Annotated in this window: 22 protein-coding genes; 12 read left to right on the forward strand and 10 right to left on the reverse strand. The window is 66.7% G+C overall.

What is annotated here, in order from left to right; genetic code table 11:
• The first annotated feature begins 1 nt into the window (after nucleotide 1).
• From K3G64_RS16330 to K3G64_RS16340, 3 genes are read left to right on the forward strand one after another with little or no spacing between them, the layout of a single operon-like run.
• Nucleotides 2-352, forward strand: coding sequence for a hypothetical protein (locus K3G64_RS16330; protein ID WP_238885770.1), 351 nt, complete (start codon nucleotides 2-4; stop codon nucleotides 350-352).
• The gene (locus tag K3G64_RS16335) at nucleotides 349-1608 is read left to right on the forward strand and encodes a metal-dependent hydrolase family protein (RefSeq protein WP_238885771.1); all 1260 of its coding nucleotides are present in this window, start codon (nucleotides 349-351) and stop codon (nucleotides 1606-1608) included. Before K3G64_RS16330 ends, K3G64_RS16335 begins: the two co-directional genes overlap by 4 nt.
• A gap of 10 nt (nucleotides 1609-1618) precedes the next feature.
• Nucleotides 1619-2071 carry a MarR family winged helix-turn-helix transcriptional regulator gene (locus K3G64_RS16340; RefSeq protein ID WP_238950736.1) on the forward strand — a complete coding sequence of 151 codons (453 nt, stop codon included), beginning with the start codon at nucleotides 1619-1621 and terminating at the stop codon, nucleotides 2069-2071.
• Between the two features lie 5 nt (nucleotides 2072-2076).
• Here K3G64_RS16340 and K3G64_RS16345 read toward each other — a convergent pair whose 3' ends face one another.
• The gene (locus K3G64_RS16345) at nucleotides 2077-3096 is read right to left on the reverse strand and encodes an NAD(P)H-dependent amine dehydrogenase family protein (protein ID WP_370647218.1); all 1020 of its coding nucleotides are present in this window, start codon (nucleotides 3094-3096) and stop codon (nucleotides 2077-2079) included.
• Between the two features lie 157 nt (nucleotides 3097-3253).
• Between K3G64_RS16345 and K3G64_RS16350 the strand changes: the two genes are divergently transcribed.
• From K3G64_RS16350 to K3G64_RS16385, 8 genes are all read left to right on the forward strand, one after another.
• The gene (locus tag K3G64_RS16350; RefSeq protein WP_238885773.1) at nucleotides 3254-4273 is read left to right on the forward strand and encodes a ferredoxin--NADP reductase; all 1020 of its coding nucleotides are present in this window, start codon (nucleotides 3254-3256) and stop codon (nucleotides 4271-4273) included.
• Between the two features lie 10 nt (nucleotides 4274-4283).
• A complete protein-coding gene (locus tag K3G64_RS16355; RefSeq protein ID WP_238885775.1) occupies nucleotides 4284-5027 on the forward strand; it encodes an SDR family NAD(P)-dependent oxidoreductase in 744 nt (247 codons plus the stop codon).
• A 37-nt stretch (nucleotides 5028-5064) separates the two neighbouring features.
• Nucleotides 5065-6336, forward strand: a complete 1272-nt coding sequence (locus K3G64_RS16360; protein WP_238885777.1) for an aromatic ring-hydroxylating oxygenase subunit alpha — start codon at nucleotides 5065-5067, stop codon at nucleotides 6334-6336.
• 2 nt (nucleotides 6337-6338) lie between these two features.
• Entirely contained in the window at nucleotides 6339-6674 is a 336-nt protein-coding gene (locus K3G64_RS16365) for a hypothetical protein (protein WP_238885778.1), read from the forward strand.
• A gap of 16 nt (nucleotides 6675-6690) precedes the next feature.
• Nucleotides 6691-7536: a TauD/TfdA dioxygenase family protein gene (locus K3G64_RS16370; protein ID WP_238885780.1), complete on the forward strand. Its 846-nt coding sequence runs from the start codon at nucleotides 6691-6693 to the stop codon at nucleotides 7534-7536.
• Between the two features lie 115 nt (nucleotides 7537-7651).
• A complete protein-coding gene (locus K3G64_RS16375) occupies nucleotides 7652-8968 on the forward strand; it encodes a cytochrome P450 (protein ID WP_238885783.1) in 1317 nt (438 codons plus the stop codon).
• The gene (locus K3G64_RS16380) at nucleotides 8968-9159 is read left to right on the forward strand and encodes a ferredoxin (RefSeq protein ID WP_238885785.1); all 192 of its coding nucleotides are present in this window, start codon (nucleotides 8968-8970) and stop codon (nucleotides 9157-9159) included. Before K3G64_RS16375 ends, K3G64_RS16380 begins: the two co-directional genes overlap by 1 nt.
• Nucleotides 9160-9175: 16 nt before the next feature.
• On the forward strand, nucleotides 9176-9463 hold the full coding sequence (locus K3G64_RS16385; RefSeq protein ID WP_238885788.1) for a DUF1330 domain-containing protein: 288 nt from the start codon (nucleotides 9176-9178) through the stop codon (nucleotides 9461-9463).
• A 100-nt stretch (nucleotides 9464-9563) separates the two neighbouring features.
• On the opposite strand, the gene K3G64_RS16390 is transcribed toward K3G64_RS16385, so the two are convergent.
• From K3G64_RS16390 to K3G64_RS16430, 9 genes are all read right to left on the reverse strand, one after another.
• Nucleotides 9564-10769: a cytochrome P450 gene (locus K3G64_RS16390; protein ID WP_238885789.1), complete on the reverse strand. Its 1206-nt coding sequence runs from the start codon at nucleotides 10767-10769 to the stop codon at nucleotides 9564-9566.
• Complete coding sequence (locus K3G64_RS16395; protein ID WP_238885791.1) at nucleotides 10766-10966, reverse strand: ferredoxin; 201 nt, start codon at nucleotides 10964-10966, stop codon at nucleotides 10766-10768. Before K3G64_RS16395 ends, K3G64_RS16390 begins: the two co-directional genes overlap by 4 nt.
• A 28-nt stretch (nucleotides 10967-10994) precedes the next feature.
• Entirely contained in the window at nucleotides 10995-12197 is a 1203-nt protein-coding gene (locus K3G64_RS16400; protein WP_238885792.1) for a cytochrome P450, read from the reverse strand.
• A 113-nt stretch (nucleotides 12198-12310) separates the two neighbouring features.
• Nucleotides 12311-13102, reverse strand: a complete 792-nt coding sequence (locus K3G64_RS16405; RefSeq protein ID WP_238885794.1) for an NAD(P)-dependent oxidoreductase — start codon at nucleotides 13100-13102, stop codon at nucleotides 12311-12313.
• Nucleotides 13099-13917: an NAD(P)-dependent oxidoreductase gene (locus tag K3G64_RS16410; protein WP_238885795.1), complete on the reverse strand. Its 819-nt coding sequence runs from the start codon at nucleotides 13915-13917 to the stop codon at nucleotides 13099-13101. The genes K3G64_RS16405 and K3G64_RS16410 overlap by 4 nt, the downstream gene beginning before the upstream one ends.
• Nucleotides 13917-14741, reverse strand: a complete 825-nt coding sequence (locus K3G64_RS16415) for an alpha/beta hydrolase (protein WP_238950738.1) — start codon at nucleotides 14739-14741, stop codon at nucleotides 13917-13919. Before K3G64_RS16415 ends, K3G64_RS16410 begins: the two co-directional genes overlap by 1 nt.
• Nucleotides 14742-14782: 41 nt before the next feature.
• The gene (locus K3G64_RS16420; protein ID WP_238885796.1) at nucleotides 14783-16426 is read right to left on the reverse strand and encodes a thiolase C-terminal domain-containing protein; all 1644 of its coding nucleotides are present in this window, start codon (nucleotides 16424-16426) and stop codon (nucleotides 14783-14785) included.
• A complete protein-coding gene (locus K3G64_RS16425; protein WP_238885797.1) occupies nucleotides 16423-16737 on the reverse strand; it encodes a ferredoxin in 315 nt (104 codons plus the stop codon). The genes K3G64_RS16420 and K3G64_RS16425 overlap by 4 nt, the downstream gene beginning before the upstream one ends.
• Nucleotides 16734-18023, reverse strand: a complete 1290-nt coding sequence (locus K3G64_RS16430) for an NADH-ubiquinone oxidoreductase-F iron-sulfur binding region domain-containing protein (RefSeq protein WP_238885798.1) — start codon at nucleotides 18021-18023, stop codon at nucleotides 16734-16736. The genes K3G64_RS16425 and K3G64_RS16430 overlap by 4 nt, the downstream gene beginning before the upstream one ends.
• Nucleotides 18024-18059: 36 nt before the next feature.
• On the opposite strand from K3G64_RS16430, the gene K3G64_RS16435 reads away from it, so the two are divergent.
• On the forward strand, nucleotides 18060-18533 hold the full coding sequence (locus K3G64_RS16435) for a hypothetical protein (RefSeq protein WP_238885801.1): 474 nt from the start codon (nucleotides 18060-18062) through the stop codon (nucleotides 18531-18533).
• Nucleotides 18534-18592 lie beyond the last annotated feature (59 nt).

An 18592-nucleotide genomic window follows, 5' to 3' on the forward strand; every position in this document is an offset into this window, starting at 1 on the left:
CATGGCCAGTAACGGAACGGCCACCGCCGCCAAGCTGCCGCCCGAATTCGCCGATCTTGAACGGTTTTCGGATTGGTGCCTGCCGACGGAGGCCGAGCGGTACGCCAAACGGTTGGCCAGCACGATGCAGGAGTTGCAGGCTTTCTACGACGCGGTGACCGCGCGCGCGGAGGAGGCCATCGCGTACTGCGACAAGTTCTCGCTCGACGACCTGCCGGAGGACGTGCTCAACCTGATGCATCTGCTCTATTCCATGATCCAGGCGTCGTTCCCGGTCGAGTGCTGGAAACAACCGAAGGTTCCCGATTCCGGTGCCACGACGCTGGACTGTGTGTCCGAACCGGTGCCGTGACCGTTACGGTCCTGCGCGCCGCCCGCTGGGCGGATGTCGACTCACAGGAGGTGCGTTCGCCGGCGGTCGTCGTGGTCGAGGGCAACCGGATCACCGAGGTTAATCCGGCTGAGGCGCCGAGGGCTCCGGCCGCCGACATCGATCTGGGTGACGCCACGCTGTTACCCGGCCTGATGGACATGGAGCTCAACCTGCTCATCGGCGGGCCCGGCGGCCCGGAGGGGTTGCCCAGCCCGATGCACGGTGTGCAGGACGATCCCGCATACCGCACCCTGCGCGGAGCGGTCAACGCCCGCACCACGCTGGAGGCCGGCTTCACCAGTGTGCGCAACCTCGGGCTGATGGTGAAGACGGGCGGCTATCTGCTCGACGTCGCCCTGATGCGCGCCATCGACCAGGGTTGGCACCTCGGCCCGCGGATCTATCCGGCCGGGCACGCGGTGACACCCTATGGCGGGCACCTCGATCCGACCGTGTTCCAGCGGCTCGCGCCGGGCATCATGCCGCTGTCGGTGGCCGAGGGCATCGCCAACGGCGTCGACGACGTGCGGGCGTGCGTGCGTTACCAGGTTCGCCACGGCGCCAAGCTGATCAAGGTGTCGGCGTCCGGCGGCGTGATGTCGCACAGCACCGCTCCTGGCGCGCAGCAGTACTCCGATGACGAGTTCGCCGCGATCGCCGACGAGGCGCACCGCGCTGGGGTACGGGTAGCCGCACATGCGGTGGGAGACAGCGCTATTCGCGCGTGTATCAAGGCCGGGATCGATTGCATCGAGCACGGCTTCCTCGCCAGCGACGACACGATCAAGTTGATGGCCGACACCGGGACCTTCCTGGTCTCCACCACTTACCTGACCCAGGCGATGGCCATCGACCGCATTGCGCCCGAGTTGCGCAAGAAGGCCGAGGAGGTGTTCCCCAGGGCGCAGGCCATGCTGCCCAAGGCGATCGCGGCGGGCGTGCGCATCGCGTGCGGCACCGATGCGCCAGCGATCCCGCACGGGCAGAACGCCAGGGAACTCTGTGCTCTGGTCGAGCGTGGCATGACGCCGATGCAGGCCATCCGCGCCGCCACGGTGACCAGCGCCGAGCTGATCGAGGCCGACGACGAACTGGGTCGTCTGGCGCCGGGATACCTCGCCGACATCGTCGCCGTCCCCGGTGATCCCTCAAAGGACATCGCCACGACGCTCGATGTGCGGTTCGTGATGAAGGACGGCCAGGTGTACCGACACGACGGCGACGATCATGCCTGAGAATCTGGGTATGGAACTCGGCGACAACATCCTGTGGCATCTCAAGCAGGCGTGGTACTTCTCGCTCACCGCGGTCAACGACGCGGTCAGCCAGCACGGTGTGAGCACCGCCCAGATCGGTGTACTGCGCCAACTCGCCAACGAGCCCGGCTTGTCCGGTGCGGAACTCGCGCGCCGGCTGCTGATCACACCGCAAGGTGTGCAACTCGCGGTCAAGGCGCTCGAGCAGCGAGGTTTGTTGGAACGCAGGCCCGACCCACAGCACGCGCGAATCCTGAAGGCCTATTTGACCGACGAAGGGCGCAAGGTGGCCACCGCTGTGGTCAGTGACGCGATCGCCGCCCACGAGGAGGTGTTCGGGGTGCTCACGCCGGAGGAACAGCAGACCCTGCGCGACCTGTTGGCGCGTGTGGTCGAGAAAGGCACAGGGCACACGCTGGTCGACGACCACATCGGCGACTGACCAAGTCAGCCGTTACCGAACCCGACCCGACTGCGGATCAGCGGCAGCGTGGCCATCGTCGCGAACCCGGCGGGCGCGTCGCAGATCGCGGGCACGGCGTTGAGAACCTGCATGGCGGTGGCGACGTTGGCCGATTGCACATGCTCCTCCATGCTCGCATCGCGAGTGAAGCTGGCCAAGGAGAAGAAGTGCGTCCGCATCGACGGGTCGCCCTCGACGGTCAACGTCCAGCCGTGCTGCGGCCGGGGCCAGTGCTCGGGATACTCGCCGCCGACCGTCCATAGCGTCTCGATCTCGACGAGCGTCTCGCCGTTTCGCCGCCCAGACCAGTTCCAGCGTTGTCCCGCAGTGGTTCCCGCACGAAGGACATGGTCGAAGATCTGATGGTCGGCCTTGGCTGCGACGGCGTCGACGGTGGCGGTGACCTCGTCGATGCCGGCATTGAGCGCGTCGGCCACCAGCCAGACCTGCTCGCTGAAGATCTCGCTGTTGAAGGCGAGGAAGTCGGTGGCCGTGGGGCCGATGTCCTCGACGGGTTGACCGAACGCCATGTTGTCGAACGTGATCGACGTGCTGTCGTAGGCCGACCAGTCGGCGCGCTCCTGCAGCCTGATCTTTTCGATGGTGCGGCTCATCCCCGACAGGGCCAGCGGCAGCACCCCGGACAGGTTGCCGGGGTTCAGGCCGGCGCCGTGCACGGTGGTGCCGCCGGTCCGGCACGCGTCGAGCAGGCGCTTCTGGTCGGCCTCGGGCATGCGCCGCGGGTGGAACAGGAACGCGGTGGTGGCGACGTTCTTGCCGCCGGCGAGAATCGCGCAAACCTCGTCGAGATCGGTGTTGCGCGGTGTGTAGAGCACGCAGTCGGCGTCGAGTGCCAGCACTCGGTCGACGTCGGTGGTGGCGGTCACCCCGACCTCATTGCGCCCCACCAACGCGCCGATGTCCGCGCCGTCCTTGTCGGCGGAATAAACCCGTGCGCCGACGATCTCTAGGCCGGTGGGGTGGTCGATGATCGCGGTGAGCATTTCTTTACCGACCGCGCCGGTGCCCCAGGCGATGACGCGATACGGCCGGCGGTTCGTCGCGGCATTCATCCGCAGTATTCGACCACGCACCCTGTGATCGGCGCGGGCGAAACCGCCCACTTGATACCAATCACAAGTACTTGATACTCTGTGGGCGATGTCGGAACAAGTGGTGGAGTTCGCGCCCCTGCGCATCAAACGTGTGGTGCGTGAGACCAGCGATGCAGTGTCGCTGGTGCTCGATGTGCCCGCGCACTGCTCGCACCGCTTCCAGTATCACGCCGGCCAGTACCTGACACTGCGGGTGAAGGTCGCCGGTGAGGACCACCGTCGCTGTTATTCGATGTCGTCGTCACCGCACAGCGGTGAGCAACTCCAGATCACCGTCAAGCGCGATCCGTGCGGGCTGGTCTCGAACTTCCTCAACGACACCGTTGCCGAGGGCGACGAGTTACACGCTGCGCCGCCCGAAGGCCGGTTCATCCTCGGCGAAACCGAGCGTGACATCGTCGCTCTCGCAGGCGGCAGCGGTATCACGCCGATATTCTCGCTGATCGGTTCGGCACTGGTGAGTACCGCTCGGCGCGTCGAACTGTTCTACGCCAACCGAAGCCGCGAATCGGTGATCTTCGGCGAGTCGTTGGCCGCGCTCGCCGGTGCCAACCCCGACCGCCTGGTGGTGACCCACCACTTCGACGACGAGGCGGGTGTCGTGCAGGCCGCCGCGGTCAAGGCGTTCATCGACGCGGACCGCGACGCGGACTACTACATCTGCGGGCCGGGCCCGTTCATGCACACCGTCGAGGAAACGCTGCTGACCGCCGGTGTGCCGCGGGACCGGTTGCACCTCGAGAGGTTCCACGTCGCACCGGTGTCCAGCGAGGTTGCCGCGGCGAGCGAGCGGACCGCGGAGGTGGTCATCGAGCTCGATCGCAAGACCACCAAGGCGTCCTACCGGGCGGGCAACACGCTGTTGCAGACCGCCCGGATCGCCGGCTTGCGCGCGCCGTCATCATGCGAGACCGGTTCTTGCGGAACGTGTATGGCGCGTCTGGAATCGGGCAGCGCCCGGATGTTGAACAACGACGCGCTCGACGACGACGAAGTGGCCGAGGGCTGGGTACTGACGTGTCAATCCCTGCCCACGAGCCGCACAGTCCATGTGGTCTACGAGTAGGGGTGGGTCGATGACGCGAGTTGCGGTGGTGACGGGCGGCGCGTCCGGGATGGGGGATGCGACCTGCCGCGAGCTCGGCAGGCGAGGGCACAAGGTCGCCGTGCTGGACATCAACGGCGAGGCGGCGCAACGGGTTGCCGAAGAGCTGCGCTCCGCCGGCGTGACGGCACTGGGGGTCGCGGCGGACGTCAGCGACCGGCAGGCCGTCGAAGACGCGTTCGCGAAGGTGCGCACCGAGTTGGGCCCAGTGCATGTCCTGGTCACCAGCGCGGGTGCGGTCGATTGGTCGCCGTTCACCGAGATCAGCATTCAGGCCTGGCAGCGACTCGTCGACGTCAACCTGACCGGAACGTTCCACTGCTGCCAGGTGGCGGTGCCGGACATGTTGGAGGCGGGCTGGGGGCGAATCGTCATGATCTCCTCGTCGAGCGCGCAGCGCGGCTCGCCGAAGATGGCCCACTACGCCGCCTCCAAGGGTGCGTTGATCTCGCTGACGAAGTCGCTGGCGCGCGAGTACGGAGCAAACGGCATCACGGTCAACAACATTCCGCCGTCGGCCATCGAGACACCGATGCAGCACGCGGGCCAAGCCGCCGGACATCTGCCATCCAACGATCAGATGGCGGCAAGCGTTCCCGTGGGCCACCTCGGGACCGGTGACGACATCGCGGCCGCTGTCGGGTTCCTGTGTTCGGAGGAGGCGGGATTCATCACCGGACAGGTGCTCGGCGTGAACGGCGGATCGGTGCTCTAGATGACACCCAACAGCGTCCAACGACAGGGAGGTTCGCATGGGGACGTGGCCTAAGCCGGCGGAGGGAAGCTGGACCGAGCACTACCCGGATCTCGGTACCGGGCCGATCTCGTTCCGCGACTCGATCTCCCCCGAGTTCTACGAACTCGAGCGTGAGGCGGTCTTCAAACGGGCGTGGCTCAACGTGGCCCGCGTTGAGGAACTGCCCCGCGTCGGCAGCTATCTGACGAAGGAGATCGACGCCGCAAGGACGTCGGTGATCGTGGCGCGAGGCAAGGATCAACAGATTCGCGCCTTCTACAATATCTGCCGCCACCGCGGAAACAAGTTGGTGTGGAACGACTATCCCAACGAAGAGGTCAAGGGCACCTGCCGTCAGTTCACCTGCAAGTACCACGGGTGGCGCTACGACCTGAAGGGCGACCTGACGTTCGTTCAGCAGGAGGGCGAGTTCTTCGGCCTGGACAGCTCACAGTACGGCCTCAAGCCGGTGAACTGCGACGTGTGGAACGGATTCATCTTCATCAACTTCGACCCCCAACCGCGGTGGAGCCTGCGCGAGTTCCTCGGTCCCATGATCACCGCGCTCGACGACTACCCCTTCGAATTGATGACCGAGCGTTACGAATTCGAGGCGCACAACAACAGCAACTGGAAGATCTTCGCCGACGCGTTCCAGGAGTACTACCACGTGCCGTCGCTGCATTCGCAGCAGGTGCCCAGCGAGGTGCGACAGCCCAACGCGACGTTCGAGTGCGGGCACTTCCAGATCGACGGTCCGCACCGGTTGGTGTCCACCGCGGGCACCCGGCGATGGCTGCTCGCGCCGGAGTTCATGTATCCCGTCGAGCGGGTCACGCGCAGCGGGCTGGTAGGTCCGTGGCGCACCCCTGAGACGCACCAGTCGGCCGGTTTGAACCCGGGCGGCATCGAGCCGTGGGGCATCACGAACTTCCAGATCTTCCCCAATCTGGAGATCCTCATCTATCACGGTTGGTATCTGCTGTACCGGTACTGGCCGACGTCACACAACACCCATAAGTTCGAGGCGTACAACGCCTTTCATCCGGCGCGCACCGTGCGCGAGCGCATCGAACACGAGGTCGCCTCCGTTGTGCTCAAGGAGTTCGCGCTGCAGGACGCCGGCATGCTCGGCGGCACGCAGGCGGCGCTGGAGTACGGCCTGGACGAGCCGATCGTCGACGACTATCCGCTCAGCGACCAGGAGATCCTCGTCCGTCACCTACACCACGAGGCGGTCAAGTGGGTCGCGGAGTACCAGGCCGAGCGCAGCCCGGTGGGGGTGTGATCATGACGGAAAGCCGACTGCCCAGCGCCTTCGCCGAGTTCGAGCGGTTCGCCGAGAAATGGTGTCTGGCAACCGAAGCCGAGCGATGGGAGAGGCGGCTATCCACACCGATGCCGAAGATCCGCGAGTTCTACGACGCCTTCTCACCGCGTTTCGAGGAGGCCATCGACTACTGCGACAAGTTCCCGCTCGACGACGTACCCGAGGATGCGCTGAACCTGCTGCACCTCATCTACTCGATGATCATGGTCTCGATGGCCGTCGAGATCTTCGGAACCCAGAAGCCCGCCGATTCCGCCGACGCCGTCATGCACCGCGTCAGCGCACCGGTGCCGTGAGGAACAGAAAGGCATCATGAGTCTGCTGACGATCAACAAGCTCACCGCATCCGTCGGCGCGGAGGTGACGGGCCTCGATTCGGAGAAGCTGGCGGCCGACGACGCGCTCGGATCAGCTGTGCTCGAAGCATTGGAAGACAATGGCGTGCTGGTCTTCCCGGGCCTGCACCTCGAACCGCAGGCGCAGGTCGAGTTCTGCCGGCGCCTGGGTGAGATCGACCACTCCTCCGACGGGCACCATCCCGTCGCGGGCATCTACCCGGTGACGCTCGACAAGTCGAAGAACTCGTCGGCGGCGTACCTGAAGGCGACGTTCGACTGGCACATCGACGGTTGCACACCGACCAACGACGAGTACCCGCAGATGGCCACGGTGCTCTCGGCGCTGCACGTCGCAGAGCGCGGTGGTGAGACGGAGTTCGCCAGTTCGTACGGCGCCTACGACGCCCTTTCCGACGACGAGAAGAAGCGGCTCGCGCCGCTGCGCGTCGTGCACTCGCTGGAGGCCTCGCAGCGCCGCGTGCATCCGGATCCGTCGCCGGAGATCGTGGCGAAGTGGCGGTCGCGTCCCACGCACGAGCACCCGCTGGTGTGGACGCACCGCAGCGGCCGCAAGTCGCTGGTTCTCGGCGCGTCGGCCGACTATGTGGTCGGCATGGATCCCGACGAGGGCCGGACGCTGCTGGCCGACCTGCTCGATCGGGCCACCGAGTCCGAGAAGGTCTACAGCCACAGCTGGGCGGTCGGCGACACGGTCATCTGGGACAACCGCGGCGTGCTGCACCGCGCTGCGCCCTACGACCCGGATTCACCACGGGAGATGCTGCGCACGACGGTGCTGGGCGACGAGCCGATCCAGTAAAAGCTGAGCAGCTGCACAGCGGCCTCGTTGACGCCGAGGTCGCACTGTGGAAATCTGATACCCCGATATGAGAATCCCGTTCTCATACCCTGAGATCGTCGAAAACGGAGGGCGCATGGCGGAGGACCTCACCTCGGTCGACTTCTTCCGGGACGGTCGTCTGACCGACGACCCGTACCCGTTCTACGAGGCACTGCGGAACAAGTGCCCGGTCAGCCGCGAGGACCACTACGGCGTGACGATGGTGACCGGCTGGCAGGAGGCCGTCGACGTCTACAACGACTCGGAGACGTTCTCCTCGTGCATCTCGGTGACCGGCCCGTTCCCCGGCTTCCCGGTGTCCACCGAGGGTATGGACGACATCACCGACCTGATCGTCGAGCACCGTGACGAGATCCCGTTCAGCGACCAGCTGCCCACGCTGGACCCGCCGACCCACACCAACCACCGCGCCCTGCTGATGCGGCTGATCACGCCCAAGCGCCTCAAGGAGAACGAGGACGCGATGTGGCAGCTCGCCGACGACATCCTCGACGAGTTCCTCGCGCCCGCGGACGCGAGGAGCAAAACAGGCAGCGGCGAGGGTGAGTTCATCAAGGGCTTCGCGGCGCCGTTCACCCTGCGCGTGATCGCCGACCTGCTCGGTGTGCCCGAGGAGGACCGGCCGGAACTGCTCGAGCGGCTGGCGCGCGGCACGCATGGCGGTGGCCTCGGTAACGCCGAGAAGACACTGACCAAGACGCCCCTGGAGTATCTCTACGAGGTCTTCGCCGAGTATGTCGAGGACCGTCGTCGTGAACCGCGCGACGACGTGCTGACCGGGCTGGCGACGGCCACGTTCCCGGACGGGACGATGCCGGAGGTGGCCGACGTGGTGCGCGTGGCCACCAACGTGTTCTCCGCCGGGCAGGAGACGACTGTGCGGCTGCTGTCGACCGCGCTCAAGGTGATGGGCGACCAGCCCAACATCCAGCGCAAGCTGCGCGAGGACCGCAGCCTGCTGCCGAACTTCATCGAGGAGTGCCTGCGCATCGAGAGCCCCGTCAAGGGTGACTTCCGGTTGTCGCGAGTTCCGACAAATGTCGGCGAGCAGTCGCTGGGTGCCGGTTGCACGGTGATGGTGATCAACGGCGCCGCCAACCGCGATCCCCGGCGTTTCGAGGATCCCGACACCTTCGATCCGGAGCGCAAGAACGCACGTCAGCATCTGGCGTTCGGCCGCGGCATCCACAGCTGCCCGGGGGCACCGCTGGCGCGCGCCGAGACCAGGGTCGGGCTCGAGCGACTGCTGGACCGCACCACCGACATCCGGATCAGCGAGAAGCACCACGGCCCGGCCGGAGAGCGTCGCTACCAATACATTCCGACGTACATCCTGCGCGGCCTGACCGAGTTGCATCTCGAGTTCGACGTGGTCTCGGGTGAGGCCTGATGAAAGTCACCGTCGACGAGGACCGCTGTGCCGGTCACGGGATGTGCCTCACGCTGTGCCCTGAGGTGTTCGAGATGACCGATGACGGCTGGGCGGTCGCCGACCCCGAAGATGTGCCTGCCGGTCTGGAGAATGCCGCCCGCGACGCCATCCAGAACTGTCCAGAACAAGCGATCCGTGAGATCGACTGACTGACGAGGAGTTTCAGTGCCCAAGGCGTATATCCTCATCACCGAGGACGTGAAAGATCCGGCCGGGATGGCCGAATACGGCAAGGCGGCGAGCAAGGCGATGGCCGGTGCGACATTGCTGTCGTTCGACCAAAAGCCCGAGCGGCTTGAGGGGGAGTGGCACGGCACTCAGACGGTGCTGCTGGAGTTCGAGTCCGAGGAGGCGGCCAAGGAGTGGTATCACTCGGACGCCTACCAGGAGGCGGTCAAGCTGCGTCAGGCCGCCGCGGACTGCAACGGCGTCATCCTGCACGGCCTGGGCTAGTTTGGGGATCGCCGGCGCGAAATAGCACTCCTGGTCGTCAATCACGCGGTTCCACAGCCGGGAATGCTATTTCGCGAGCGGAGCGCCTGCGGGCCCCGCATCAGCGCAACACGCGCACCGGCACGTGTGACCAGCCTGCGACGTTCTGCGCCGACACCCGTTTGCACTCGTCGAAAAAGACCTCGTAACGCGGCATGGCGTCGAGCAGGCGCTCCAGGGCGATCACGCTCTCCATCCGAGCCAGCGCCGCGCCCAGACAGCTGTGCACGCCGTAGCCGAAGCCCAGGTTCTGCGCCTCGGTGCGGTCGCGGTCGATGTCGAACGTATCGGGGTCGGTGAACGCTTCGGGATCCCGGTTCGCCGAACCGGTGAGCAGGAAGACGGGTTTGGCCTCCGGAATCGTGACGCCGTGCAGCTCGATCGGTCGCATCGAGCGGCGCACGTTGTACTGGTTGGGCGCCTCGTAGCGCAGCAACTCCTCGACCGCGGCTCCGGTCTTCGTGCGGTCGTCGAGCAGCTTCTGCCACTGCTCGGGGTTGCGGGCGAAGGTCACCGCGGCGTTGCCCACCAGCTTGGTCACTGTCTCGGCGCCCGCGCCGCCCAGCAGCGTCGCGAAACCGGCGATCTCGAAGTCGTCGAGCGACTGCATTTGGCCGTCGTCGCGCTGGACCTCGGCGGCGATCAACCTGCTGAACATGTCGTCGCGTGGGTCGGCGCGGCGCTGCTGAATGATGTTGTAGTACAGGCCCATCAGTTCACCGACGGCGTGCATGCCCTCCTCGGACATATCGATCTGACCTGGTTCGCGGGCCAGGCTGATGTCCACCCATTCGCCAACCTGACCACGATGCTCCTCCGGGACTCCGAGCATCTGGGTGATCACCTGGACCGGGAACAAGGCGGAGAAGTCGCGCACCACGTCAAAGCGGTCCGGATCGATGTCGGAGATGTAGCGGTCGATGGTCTCGGTCACCATGGGCCGCAGAGCCTCGATGGCCCGTGGGGTGAACACCTTGTTCACCAGGCTGCGCATCTGCCGGTGCTCCGGCGGATCCATCATGATGATCATCTTCGCCATCATCGGTTCGTTCGAACGAACCGTCGACAGATCCAATCCGTATGCCGAGGAGTAGGTTTCGAAGTCCTTGTACGCAGCCGCCACGTCCGCGTGCCGCGACAGCGCGTAGAAGTCGTACTCCTCGTTGTAGTACACCGGAGCCTCTTCGCGCAGGCGCCGGTAGATCTCCCACGGCCCGTTGAAGAACTCCTCGGAGAATGGATCGAAGACGAGTTCGGAAGTGGTCATGCGTCTTCGATCGAAATGGCCTGCCGGGGACACTGACGCACGGCTTCTCTGACCTGCTGTTCGTTTTCCGGTGTCACTTCTTCCTGCAGGACGTGGAGGTAGTCCTGGTCGTCAAGGTCGAACACCTCGGGGATGATGCCCATACAGACTCCGTTGCTCTCACAGAGGCCGAAGTCGACGACGATCTTCTGACTCATGCGCGATCCCGCTCCGCTCCTCGCTGGGTCACTTCAGCACCCGCACGGGCACCCGGCCGTAGCCGGCGACATTCTGCATGGTGACGCGCTGTAGGCCGGCGAAGTCGACCTCGTAGCGCGGCATGAAGTCCAGCAGGTGCTCCAACGCGACCGCGGTCTCGAGGCGGGCCAGCGCAGCACCGAGACAACTGTGGATGCCGTAACCCAGGCCAAGATTCTGCGACTGCGTCTTGTTACGAGTGATGTCGAAGGTCTCGGCATTGTCGAATGCGCGCGGATCCCGATTCGCGGCGGCCTGCAACAGGAATACCGGCTTGCCTGCGGGAACGGTGCCGTTGGGCAGTTCGGCGTCCTTCAAGGTGTAGCGGACGTTGTATTGGACTGGGCCGACATATCGCAACAGTTCCTCGACCGCATCGCCGACCCTGCTGCGGTCGTCGAGCAGCATCTGCCATTGCTCTGGGTGACGGGCGAACTCAACCACGGCGCTGCCGACGAGTTTGGTGACGGTCTCGGCGCCTGCGCCACCGAGCAGCGCCAAGAAGCCGGTGATCTCGATGTCGTCGAGCGAGCGCATCTCGCCGTCTTCGCCCGGGATCTCCGCGGCGATCAGTCGGCTGATCATGTCGTCCTGCGGGTTCTGGCGGCGCTCCTGGACCAGGCCGTAGTAGTACACACCCGAGTCGATGTTGGCCTGCATGTTCTCGTCGCTCAGACTGATTTGACCCGGTTTGCGCTCGAGACCCTTGTCGATCCAGTGCCGGACCTGTTGCCGGAATTCTTCGGGCACGCCGGCCATGCGCGTGATGACCTCGACCGGGAACGGACCGGAGAAGTCCTGCACCACGTCGAAATTGTCGGGATTGACCTTGCTCAGGTAGTGCTCGACGAGATCGGTGACGGTCTGTCGTTGCGACTGGATGGCCCGCGGCGTGAACGCCTTGTTGAGGAGGCTGCGCATGTGGCGGTGGTCTGGCGGATCCATGAAGATGATGGACTTCTGGGGCGCCTCCGGCGACCTGACCATGGCCAGGTCGCAGCCGCGACTAGACGAAAACGACTCGTGGTCCTTGAGCGCTGCTGCGACATCCGCGTGCCGGGTCAGCGCATAGAAATCCTGTTCCTCGTCGTAGTAGATCGGTGCTTCGTCCCGCATCCGCTTATAGATCTCGTACGGATTCTCGAAGTAATCCTGCGAGACGTGATCGAACACCAGTTTGGGCTTGGTCATGATCTCCTCTTTCGCGGTGGGCTAGCTACCGCATTCGTTACGCGAGGCTGCGATTGTGTAACGCCTCTAGTATGCCTCACCGGGGGGTCTCCGGTCAGCGGAATCGCCGGTTGTCACGGCCCGATTCCGGCGTTGATGACGCTGTCCAGCAGCCCCAGATCGGTGCCCAGTTCGGCCGCGATCTTGCGCACCACCGCGACGTCCTTGCCGATGAACTCGCCGACGTCACCGACGAAGCCCTGCACCGAGCCGCGACCTGCGATGAACTCGCCGACGCGGCTGGCCCCGCTGCCTCGAGTGACCGACGTCAGCAGCTTGCTCTCGTCCACCCCGAGCGAGGCGCCCAGCCCCACCGCCTCGGCCAGCAGGCCGATCTGTGCGGCGAACAACGCGTTGTTGATCAGCTTGACGGCCTGGCCGGCGCCGAGCGGACCGACGTGCAGGACCGGATCGCCGTACGCACTGATCACCGGCTGAACCCGCGCGACGGCGTCGTCGGCGCCGCCGACGAACAGCGTCACCTCGCCTGCGGCGATGTTGTGGGGTCCGCCGCTGACCGGTGCGTCGACGACGTCCACGCTCGGGAACCGGGCCGCGATGGACCGCGCTGTCGCCGGGCTTCCGGTGGTGTGGATGACGAGCGACGCTTCGGGCCGCATCGCCGCGGCCAAGCCGTCGTGCAGGCAGACCTGCTGCACCTGTTCATCCGTGAACACGCACACGATGACCACGTCGGCGTCGGCCGCGTCGGAGACCGTGGCGACCGGGTGCGCGCCGAGTCGGCTCACCGCGGCGCGCTTGTCGTCGGTCCGGCCCAGCGCACTGACCTCATGACCGGATTCGGCGAGGCGACGCACCATCGGGGCGCCCATGCGCCCCGCCCCGACGAACCCGACGCGGGTCATCGCGGATGGTCCATCGCTTCCAGGGCGGTGTCGGCGACGGTGAACACCGTGCCCTCCGGCGCTGAGGCGGATGAAGCGATGCTCGCGGCATGCCGAACGTCTTTCTGCAGCAACGCTCCTGCGATCGGCGCGAGAGCCTCGACGGTGCCGCCGAACATCGCGATGCTGCCCAGCGCCTTGCTCGTGGCGGACCCGCCGTTGAGGACCTCGGCGAGGCGGACCCGCGGGATGCCCAGCGACTCGCCAAGGTCCAGGGTGCTCAGCGCTGCCCCGAGATTCGCCGTGAACAGCAGGTTGTTGAGGATCTTGGTGACCTGGCCGCTGCCCAACGGGCCGAGGTGCACGATCGGGTCGGCATAGGTGGCGAACACGGGCCGGCAGCGCTCGACGACATCCTCCTCGCCGCCGACCATGACCAACAACTTGCCCTCCTCGACAGCGGGTCCGCCGCCGCTCACCGGCGCGTCGATGACCGAGACACCTTGTCCGGCAGCAGCCTCGGCGATCTCGCGGCACGTGTCGGGGTGAACGGTGCTGTGGATCGCGACGATACCGCCGGCGGCCAGGCCTGCGAGCACACCTGACTCGCCGCCGAGCACCTCGCGCACATCGTCGTCACCCACCACGCAGAGACAGACCAGGTCGCTGGCGGCGGCCAGTTCCGCCGGCGTGCCGGCCGTCTTGGCCGCGGTGTCGGCATACGGTTCGAGGCTGGCCTCGCGGCGCGCCCACAGCGTGGTTTCGAAACCGCCCTCGGCGATCCGGCGTGCCATCGGGCCGCCCTGGCTGCCCAGTCCGATGAATCCGACGCGCATCAACCCGCCTCCATCTCTCGTTGTGCGGCAACACATTCGTCTGCGAAGGCAACCACCTTCGCGTGGTATGCCGCGGCGTTGTTCGACAGGGACATGTTGTGTCCTGTACCGGTCTGCTCGTTGATCACGAAGCGCGGCGACGACGTGAACATCGCGGCCATCTTCGCCATTGTCTCCGGATCCGATCGCCACACCCGCTCGTGTTCGGCGACGCTGAACTGCACCGGTACCCGGACCTGCGGCGCGAGCGCCGGGAAGTCCTGTCGCGGCCAGTTCCTGGTCACGTCGACCTCGTAGGACGCGCCAGTCGAGGAATTCGTCATGCCCGACAACACGTCGGAGGGGTAGAGATGTTCCGGCTGCCAGAGCATGTCGCGCAGTCCTGCCGGGCGGCGGGTAGCCGTGGTGGACTTCATGATGTCGGCCATCTGGTCGCTGTACTGCACCCCGGTGCCCGCCAACTCGAGACCGATCACGTCGCTGCGCTGCTCGGCGGCCATTCGCACCGCCAGTTCACAGCCAGCCGAATGGCCGATCAGGAACAAGCCGGCGCCGCGGGGGCCGCCGCCGAGGATCTTGTCGACGGCACCGAAGGCGAGGGCCACCCGCTGCTCGGGTCGCTGCATGGCGTCCGGATACGGCGCCGAACTGCCGTAGCCGGGCCGGTCCAGCGCGACGACCGTGTAACCGTGTTCCGCCCCGAGGCGCAGCAGCGACAGCCGCGGGTGTCCCGGGCAGTCGAAATACGCTGCGGTGCTGGACCCGCCATGGAAGGCGACGATGACGGCGGTCGGATTGTCGACCGCGGCCACCAGACCCGACATCGGCACACCGCCGACCAGGACGACGCGGGGTCTGGCGGTGCTCACGAGTCGGTCCGCATCAGGATCGCCCCGCTCGGGGTGAGGCCGCCGCTGCTCACCACGGCGACGCGCGCGTCTCGGACCTGCCGCTCACCGGCGTCACCGCGCAACTGCGTCACCGCCTCGTGGATCAGACCCATCCCGTGGGTGCGCCCGTGCGACAACTGGCCGCCGTGGGTGTTCAGCGGGATCACGCCGTCGCGGGCGATCGCCTTGCCGCCGTCGAGGAAGTCCTTGGCCTCGCCGATGCCGCAGAAGCCCAGCGCCTCCAGCCAGGACAGGCAGTTGAACGAGAAGCCGTCGTACAGTTCGGCGACGTCAACATCCTTCGGGCGCAAGGAGGTTCGCGTCCACAGATGGGCGGCCTGGCCGAGTACCTGAGGCTCGTGGGTGAGCGTGCTCTGGTCCCAGTCGGTGCGTTCGGCGATCTGCGTTCCGACCGCTTCGAACAATACCGGGGTGCGCGGCATGTCCTCGGCGACGTCGGCGGCGGAGACGACCACCGCGATGGCGCCGTCGCACGGCACATCGCAGTCGTACAGGCCGAACGGTGTGGTAATCATCCGCGCGCCCAGGTAGTCGTCCATGGACATCGGGTCCCGGTAGATCGCCGTCGGGTTCAGGGCGGCGTTGGCGCGCTGATTCAGGGCGATCCAGCCGAGCGTCTCGCGCGTGGTGCCGTAGCGGTCGAAGTGGCGCTGGGCGTTCAGCGCGAGGGTGTGCGCCGCCGACATGGCGCCGAACGGCATCTGCCAACTCGACGTGCGGGCGCCGCCGGGTGGGGAGGCCTTTCCCTCCTTCATCAACTGCTGAAAGGTGGCCTCCCACAAGGTGCGGAAGCACAGCACGTGGCGAGCCATGCCCGTCGCGATCGCCATCATCGCCGCGATCACCGAACCGCCGGGGCCGAAGGTGTCCATGCCGCCGTTGAACCACGCCGGACGGATACCGAGTGCTCCCTCGAGCGCGGTGACACCGCCCTCGCCCATGCCTGCGACGTCAAGGCCAGGATAGGTCGACAGGCCGTCGATGTCGTCGAAGGTCAGGCCCGCATCGGCGACGGCGGCCTCGCACGCCTCGATCGTCAGTGAAAGCGGCGGCACCATCAGCCGGCGCCCGAGCCGCGACGCGCCGATGCCGGTGATCGCCGAGTGCTCCTCGAACCGGTGCGTGGTCAGCGGGGGACTGACGTGCCTGGCGAAGTCCTGCGGCGGGATCTCGTCGTCGGGCAGCGGGCCGGACTGGCCGTCGCTGCTGGGCGCGAAGACCGGAAGCCAGACGTCCTCGAGTTCCTCGAACCGGACCTCGAGCAATTGCCCCAATTGCAGCTCGTCGGGCTCGCAGTCAACGATGTTGGTGGTCAACCGAACTCGCGGATCCTCGACCACGGCGACCTGGGCCACCACGTACGGTGGCGGCAGGTCGGGGAACCCGAAGCGGTGGTTGACGGTGAACGCCGACAGGGTGGCCTTGCCGGAGACGTCGCGCACACCCAGGTGGTGGCTGCGGCAGTACCGGCACACCGGCTGTGGCGGGTGGATCAGCGCGGCGCAGTCGCGGCATTCCTGGATGCGCAGGACGCCGTCGGCGCCTGCGGTCCAGAAGAATTCGTTGAGGACCGTCAGCTCGGGTAGCGGCCTGGTCACCGCACGAATCCCGAGATCGCCTCGCTGTTGTCGCCGGTTGTCGGATCGGGTTCGGGCGACTCGTGCGGTTCTTCGTGGAAGGCGTTGTCGTCGGAGGGCCGGTGTTCGCCCAGGTAGACAATCGCGTGCACAGGGCAGTCGAACAGCGCCCGCATCACAGCGTCGCGGTCCTTCTCGGGCACGGTGCCGTCGCCGATGAGCGAGGCGTATCCCCAGTCGTCGAGGGAGAAGTAGCCCGGCGCATGCTTGGCACAGATGCCGAATCCGTCGCACAGCGTCCGGTCCAGCCGAATCCTCAAGCCGTCACTCACGGTTTCACCGCCTCCACTTCGTACGGCCGCACCGCGTCGAACCTGTTGGTCCGACACGTCTCGCAGTCGCCGGCGAGGTGACGGGAGACCGCCTGGGGGAACTGGCGCAGCAGGCTGGCGGCGATGTTGGTGGCGCCGTCGAGGGTGCCGCAGGCGCCCCGTCCGCGCAGCACCACCGACCACCGTTCCAGCCGCGTGACATCCTCGTCGGTCGCCACTCCGTCGCGCAGCGCCGAGATGACGGCGGCCATCGCGGCGGTGCCGTTGAAGCAGCTGCCGCACTGTCCGGCGTTCTCGCGGTCGAAGTAGGACATCACCGACGCGGCGACGGCGACCGGGCAGTCGTCGGTGAGGATCGAGATCGCCCCGCAGCCCAGTCCGCTGCCGAGGCGGCGGATCGATTCGTGGTCCAGCGTCGCATCGAGGACGTCGGTGTTGAGCAGACCCGCGAAGTAGCCGCCCATCAACGCGCCGGTCACGGCCTCCCGGTCGACGCCGTGCGCCTGCAGCAGCTCGGAAAAGCCCACGCCGTGCGGTAACTCGTAGAGAGCCGGCGGCCTGCCGGCACCGGTGACCGTCGCCAGGAACGTGCCCGGCGACATCGGCGTGCCCACCGACCGGAACGCTAGTGAACCGTGTTCATGGATGAACGGCAGATTGGCCAGCGTCTCGACATTGCTGACCATGGTCGGGACACCGGACACACCCTCCTCGAAGGGGCGCGGCGGTTTGTCGGTGGGCTTGGCCGGACCGCCGTTGATGCGGCGCACCGCGGCGGTCTCCTCACCCGCGACGTAACCCGGTTCGACGGTGACGACGGCGATCGCGGTGCGCCCGAACGTATCCGGCGCGAGTTGGCCCAGTGCGGTGTTCACCGCATCGGTCGCCTGCTCGTCGGAGACGTACACGTAGGCGCGGCTGGCCCCGGCGACAGCGGCCGCCAGACGCAAGCCGTCCAGAACGAGGTGCGGACGGTGGCGCAGCAACCAGCGGTCCTTGATCGACGCCGGCTCGCCCTCTTCGCCGTTGGCGACGACGACGGTCTCCGATCCCCTCCGGTGGGCGTCGCGGACGGTGCGCAGCTTGGTCCCGACGGGGAAGGCCGCGCCGCCACGGCCCAGCAGGCCGGACAGTTCGACCTGTTCGACCAGCGCCTCGGCGTCGGTGAGCGGCAGGTAACCCCCGGCCTGCGCGTAGTCGGCGTAGTCCTCGGACCCCGCAGGCCGCAGCAGTCGCGGCGCGCTGTCCGGCCAGACGGCGACGGTGAGCCCGGTGGTGGTGGTCATGAAATGTCCTTGCGATCCGCGGATAGGCTGACGGACATGAGGACTGCGGTGGTTCGCGTCGGGGTCGACCGCGCGGGCGAACTCGATGCCGCACAACTGCGCGACGGCGCGGGCCGGTTGCGTGAGTTGGCCGGTGCGGCGGGCATCGAACTGGTGGACAACGACCTGGCCGGCCTGCCGCCGAAGCGCCGTGAGGTCGAACTGCTCATCGACGGCGTCGATCCCGAGACGCTGATGAAGACCGCAGTCGACCTGTGCGCCAAGGCTTTCGGCACCACGCCGGCTCCGGGGGTGGTGACCTTCATCAGCCGCGGCACCGACGACGACGCGTACGGCGTGCTCGCCGGACTGGGACTGACCGGTGACATCGAGCGTGTGCCCGGCGACGACGGCTGGGACGTCGTGCATGTGACGCTGCGCAAGGCCGACCTCGAGCGTGTCCCCGAAAGTCGCGTCCACACGGCACTCGAAGCCTCACTCAACTGCGAGGTGCTCATCCGCACGACGTAGGGCTCCCGCGGGCCGACCGCACGTTGTTGTACGCGACACGCCGGTGCAGTTGTACACCG

It is taken from the genome of Mycobacterium sp. IDR2000157661, from assembly GCF_022317005.1.
Classification (GTDB): domain Bacteria; phylum Actinomycetota; class Actinomycetes; order Mycobacteriales; family Mycobacteriaceae; genus Mycobacterium.

Excerpts from the sequence above, each read along its gene's own strand:
- K3G64_RS16330 (WP_238885770.1), top strand. The coding sequence starts at position 2 with ATGGCCAGTAACGGAACGGCCACCGCCGCCAAGCTGCCGCCCGAATTC.
- K3G64_RS16340 (WP_238950736.1), top strand. The coding sequence starts at position 1,619 with ATGGAACTCGGCGACAACATCCTGTGGCATCTCAAGCAGGCGTGGTAC.
- K3G64_RS16345 (WP_370647218.1), bottom strand. The coding sequence starts at position 3,096 with ATGCTCACCGCGATCATCGACCACCCCACCGGCCTAGAGATCGTCGGC.
- K3G64_RS16350 (WP_238885773.1), top strand. The coding sequence starts at position 3,254 with ATGTCGGAACAAGTGGTGGAGTTCGCGCCCCTGCGCATCAAACGTGTG.
- K3G64_RS16355 (WP_238885775.1), top strand. The coding sequence starts at position 4,284 with ATGACGCGAGTTGCGGTGGTGACGGGCGGCGCGTCCGGGATGGGGGAT.
- K3G64_RS16360 (WP_238885777.1), top strand. The coding sequence starts at position 5,065 with ATGGGGACGTGGCCTAAGCCGGCGGAGGGAAGCTGGACCGAGCACTAC.
- K3G64_RS16365 (WP_238885778.1), top strand. The coding sequence starts at position 6,339 with ATGACGGAAAGCCGACTGCCCAGCGCCTTCGCCGAGTTCGAGCGGTTC.
- K3G64_RS16370 (WP_238885780.1), top strand. The coding sequence starts at position 6,691 with ATGAGTCTGCTGACGATCAACAAGCTCACCGCATCCGTCGGCGCGGAG.
- K3G64_RS16375 (WP_238885783.1), top strand. The coding sequence starts at position 7,652 with ATGGCGGAGGACCTCACCTCGGTCGACTTCTTCCGGGACGGTCGTCTG.
- K3G64_RS16380 (WP_238885785.1), top strand. The coding sequence starts at position 8,968 with ATGAAAGTCACCGTCGACGAGGACCGCTGTGCCGGTCACGGGATGTGC.
- K3G64_RS16390 (WP_238885789.1), bottom strand. The coding sequence starts at position 10,769 with ATGACCACTTCCGAACTCGTCTTCGATCCATTCTCCGAGGAGTTCTTC.
- K3G64_RS16395 (WP_238885791.1), bottom strand. The coding sequence starts at position 10,966 with ATGAGTCAGAAGATCGTCGTCGACTTCGGCCTCTGTGAGAGCAACGGA.
- K3G64_RS16400 (WP_238885792.1), bottom strand. The coding sequence starts at position 12,197 with ATGACCAAGCCCAAACTGGTGTTCGATCACGTCTCGCAGGATTACTTC.
- K3G64_RS16405 (WP_238885794.1), bottom strand. The coding sequence starts at position 13,102 with ATGACCCGCGTCGGGTTCGTCGGGGCGGGGCGCATGGGCGCCCCGATG.
- K3G64_RS16410 (WP_238885795.1), bottom strand. The coding sequence starts at position 13,917 with ATGCGCGTCGGATTCATCGGACTGGGCAGCCAGGGCGGCCCGATGGCA.
- K3G64_RS16415 (WP_238950738.1), bottom strand. The coding sequence starts at position 14,741 with ATGTCGGGTCTGGTGGCCGCGGTCGACAATCCGACCGCCGTCATCGTC.
- K3G64_RS16430 (WP_238885798.1), bottom strand. The coding sequence starts at position 18,023 with ATGACCACCACCACCGGGCTCACCGTCGCCGTCTGGCCGGACAGCGCG.
- K3G64_RS16435 (WP_238885801.1), top strand. The coding sequence starts at position 18,060 with ATGAGGACTGCGGTGGTTCGCGTCGGGGTCGACCGCGCGGGCGAACTC.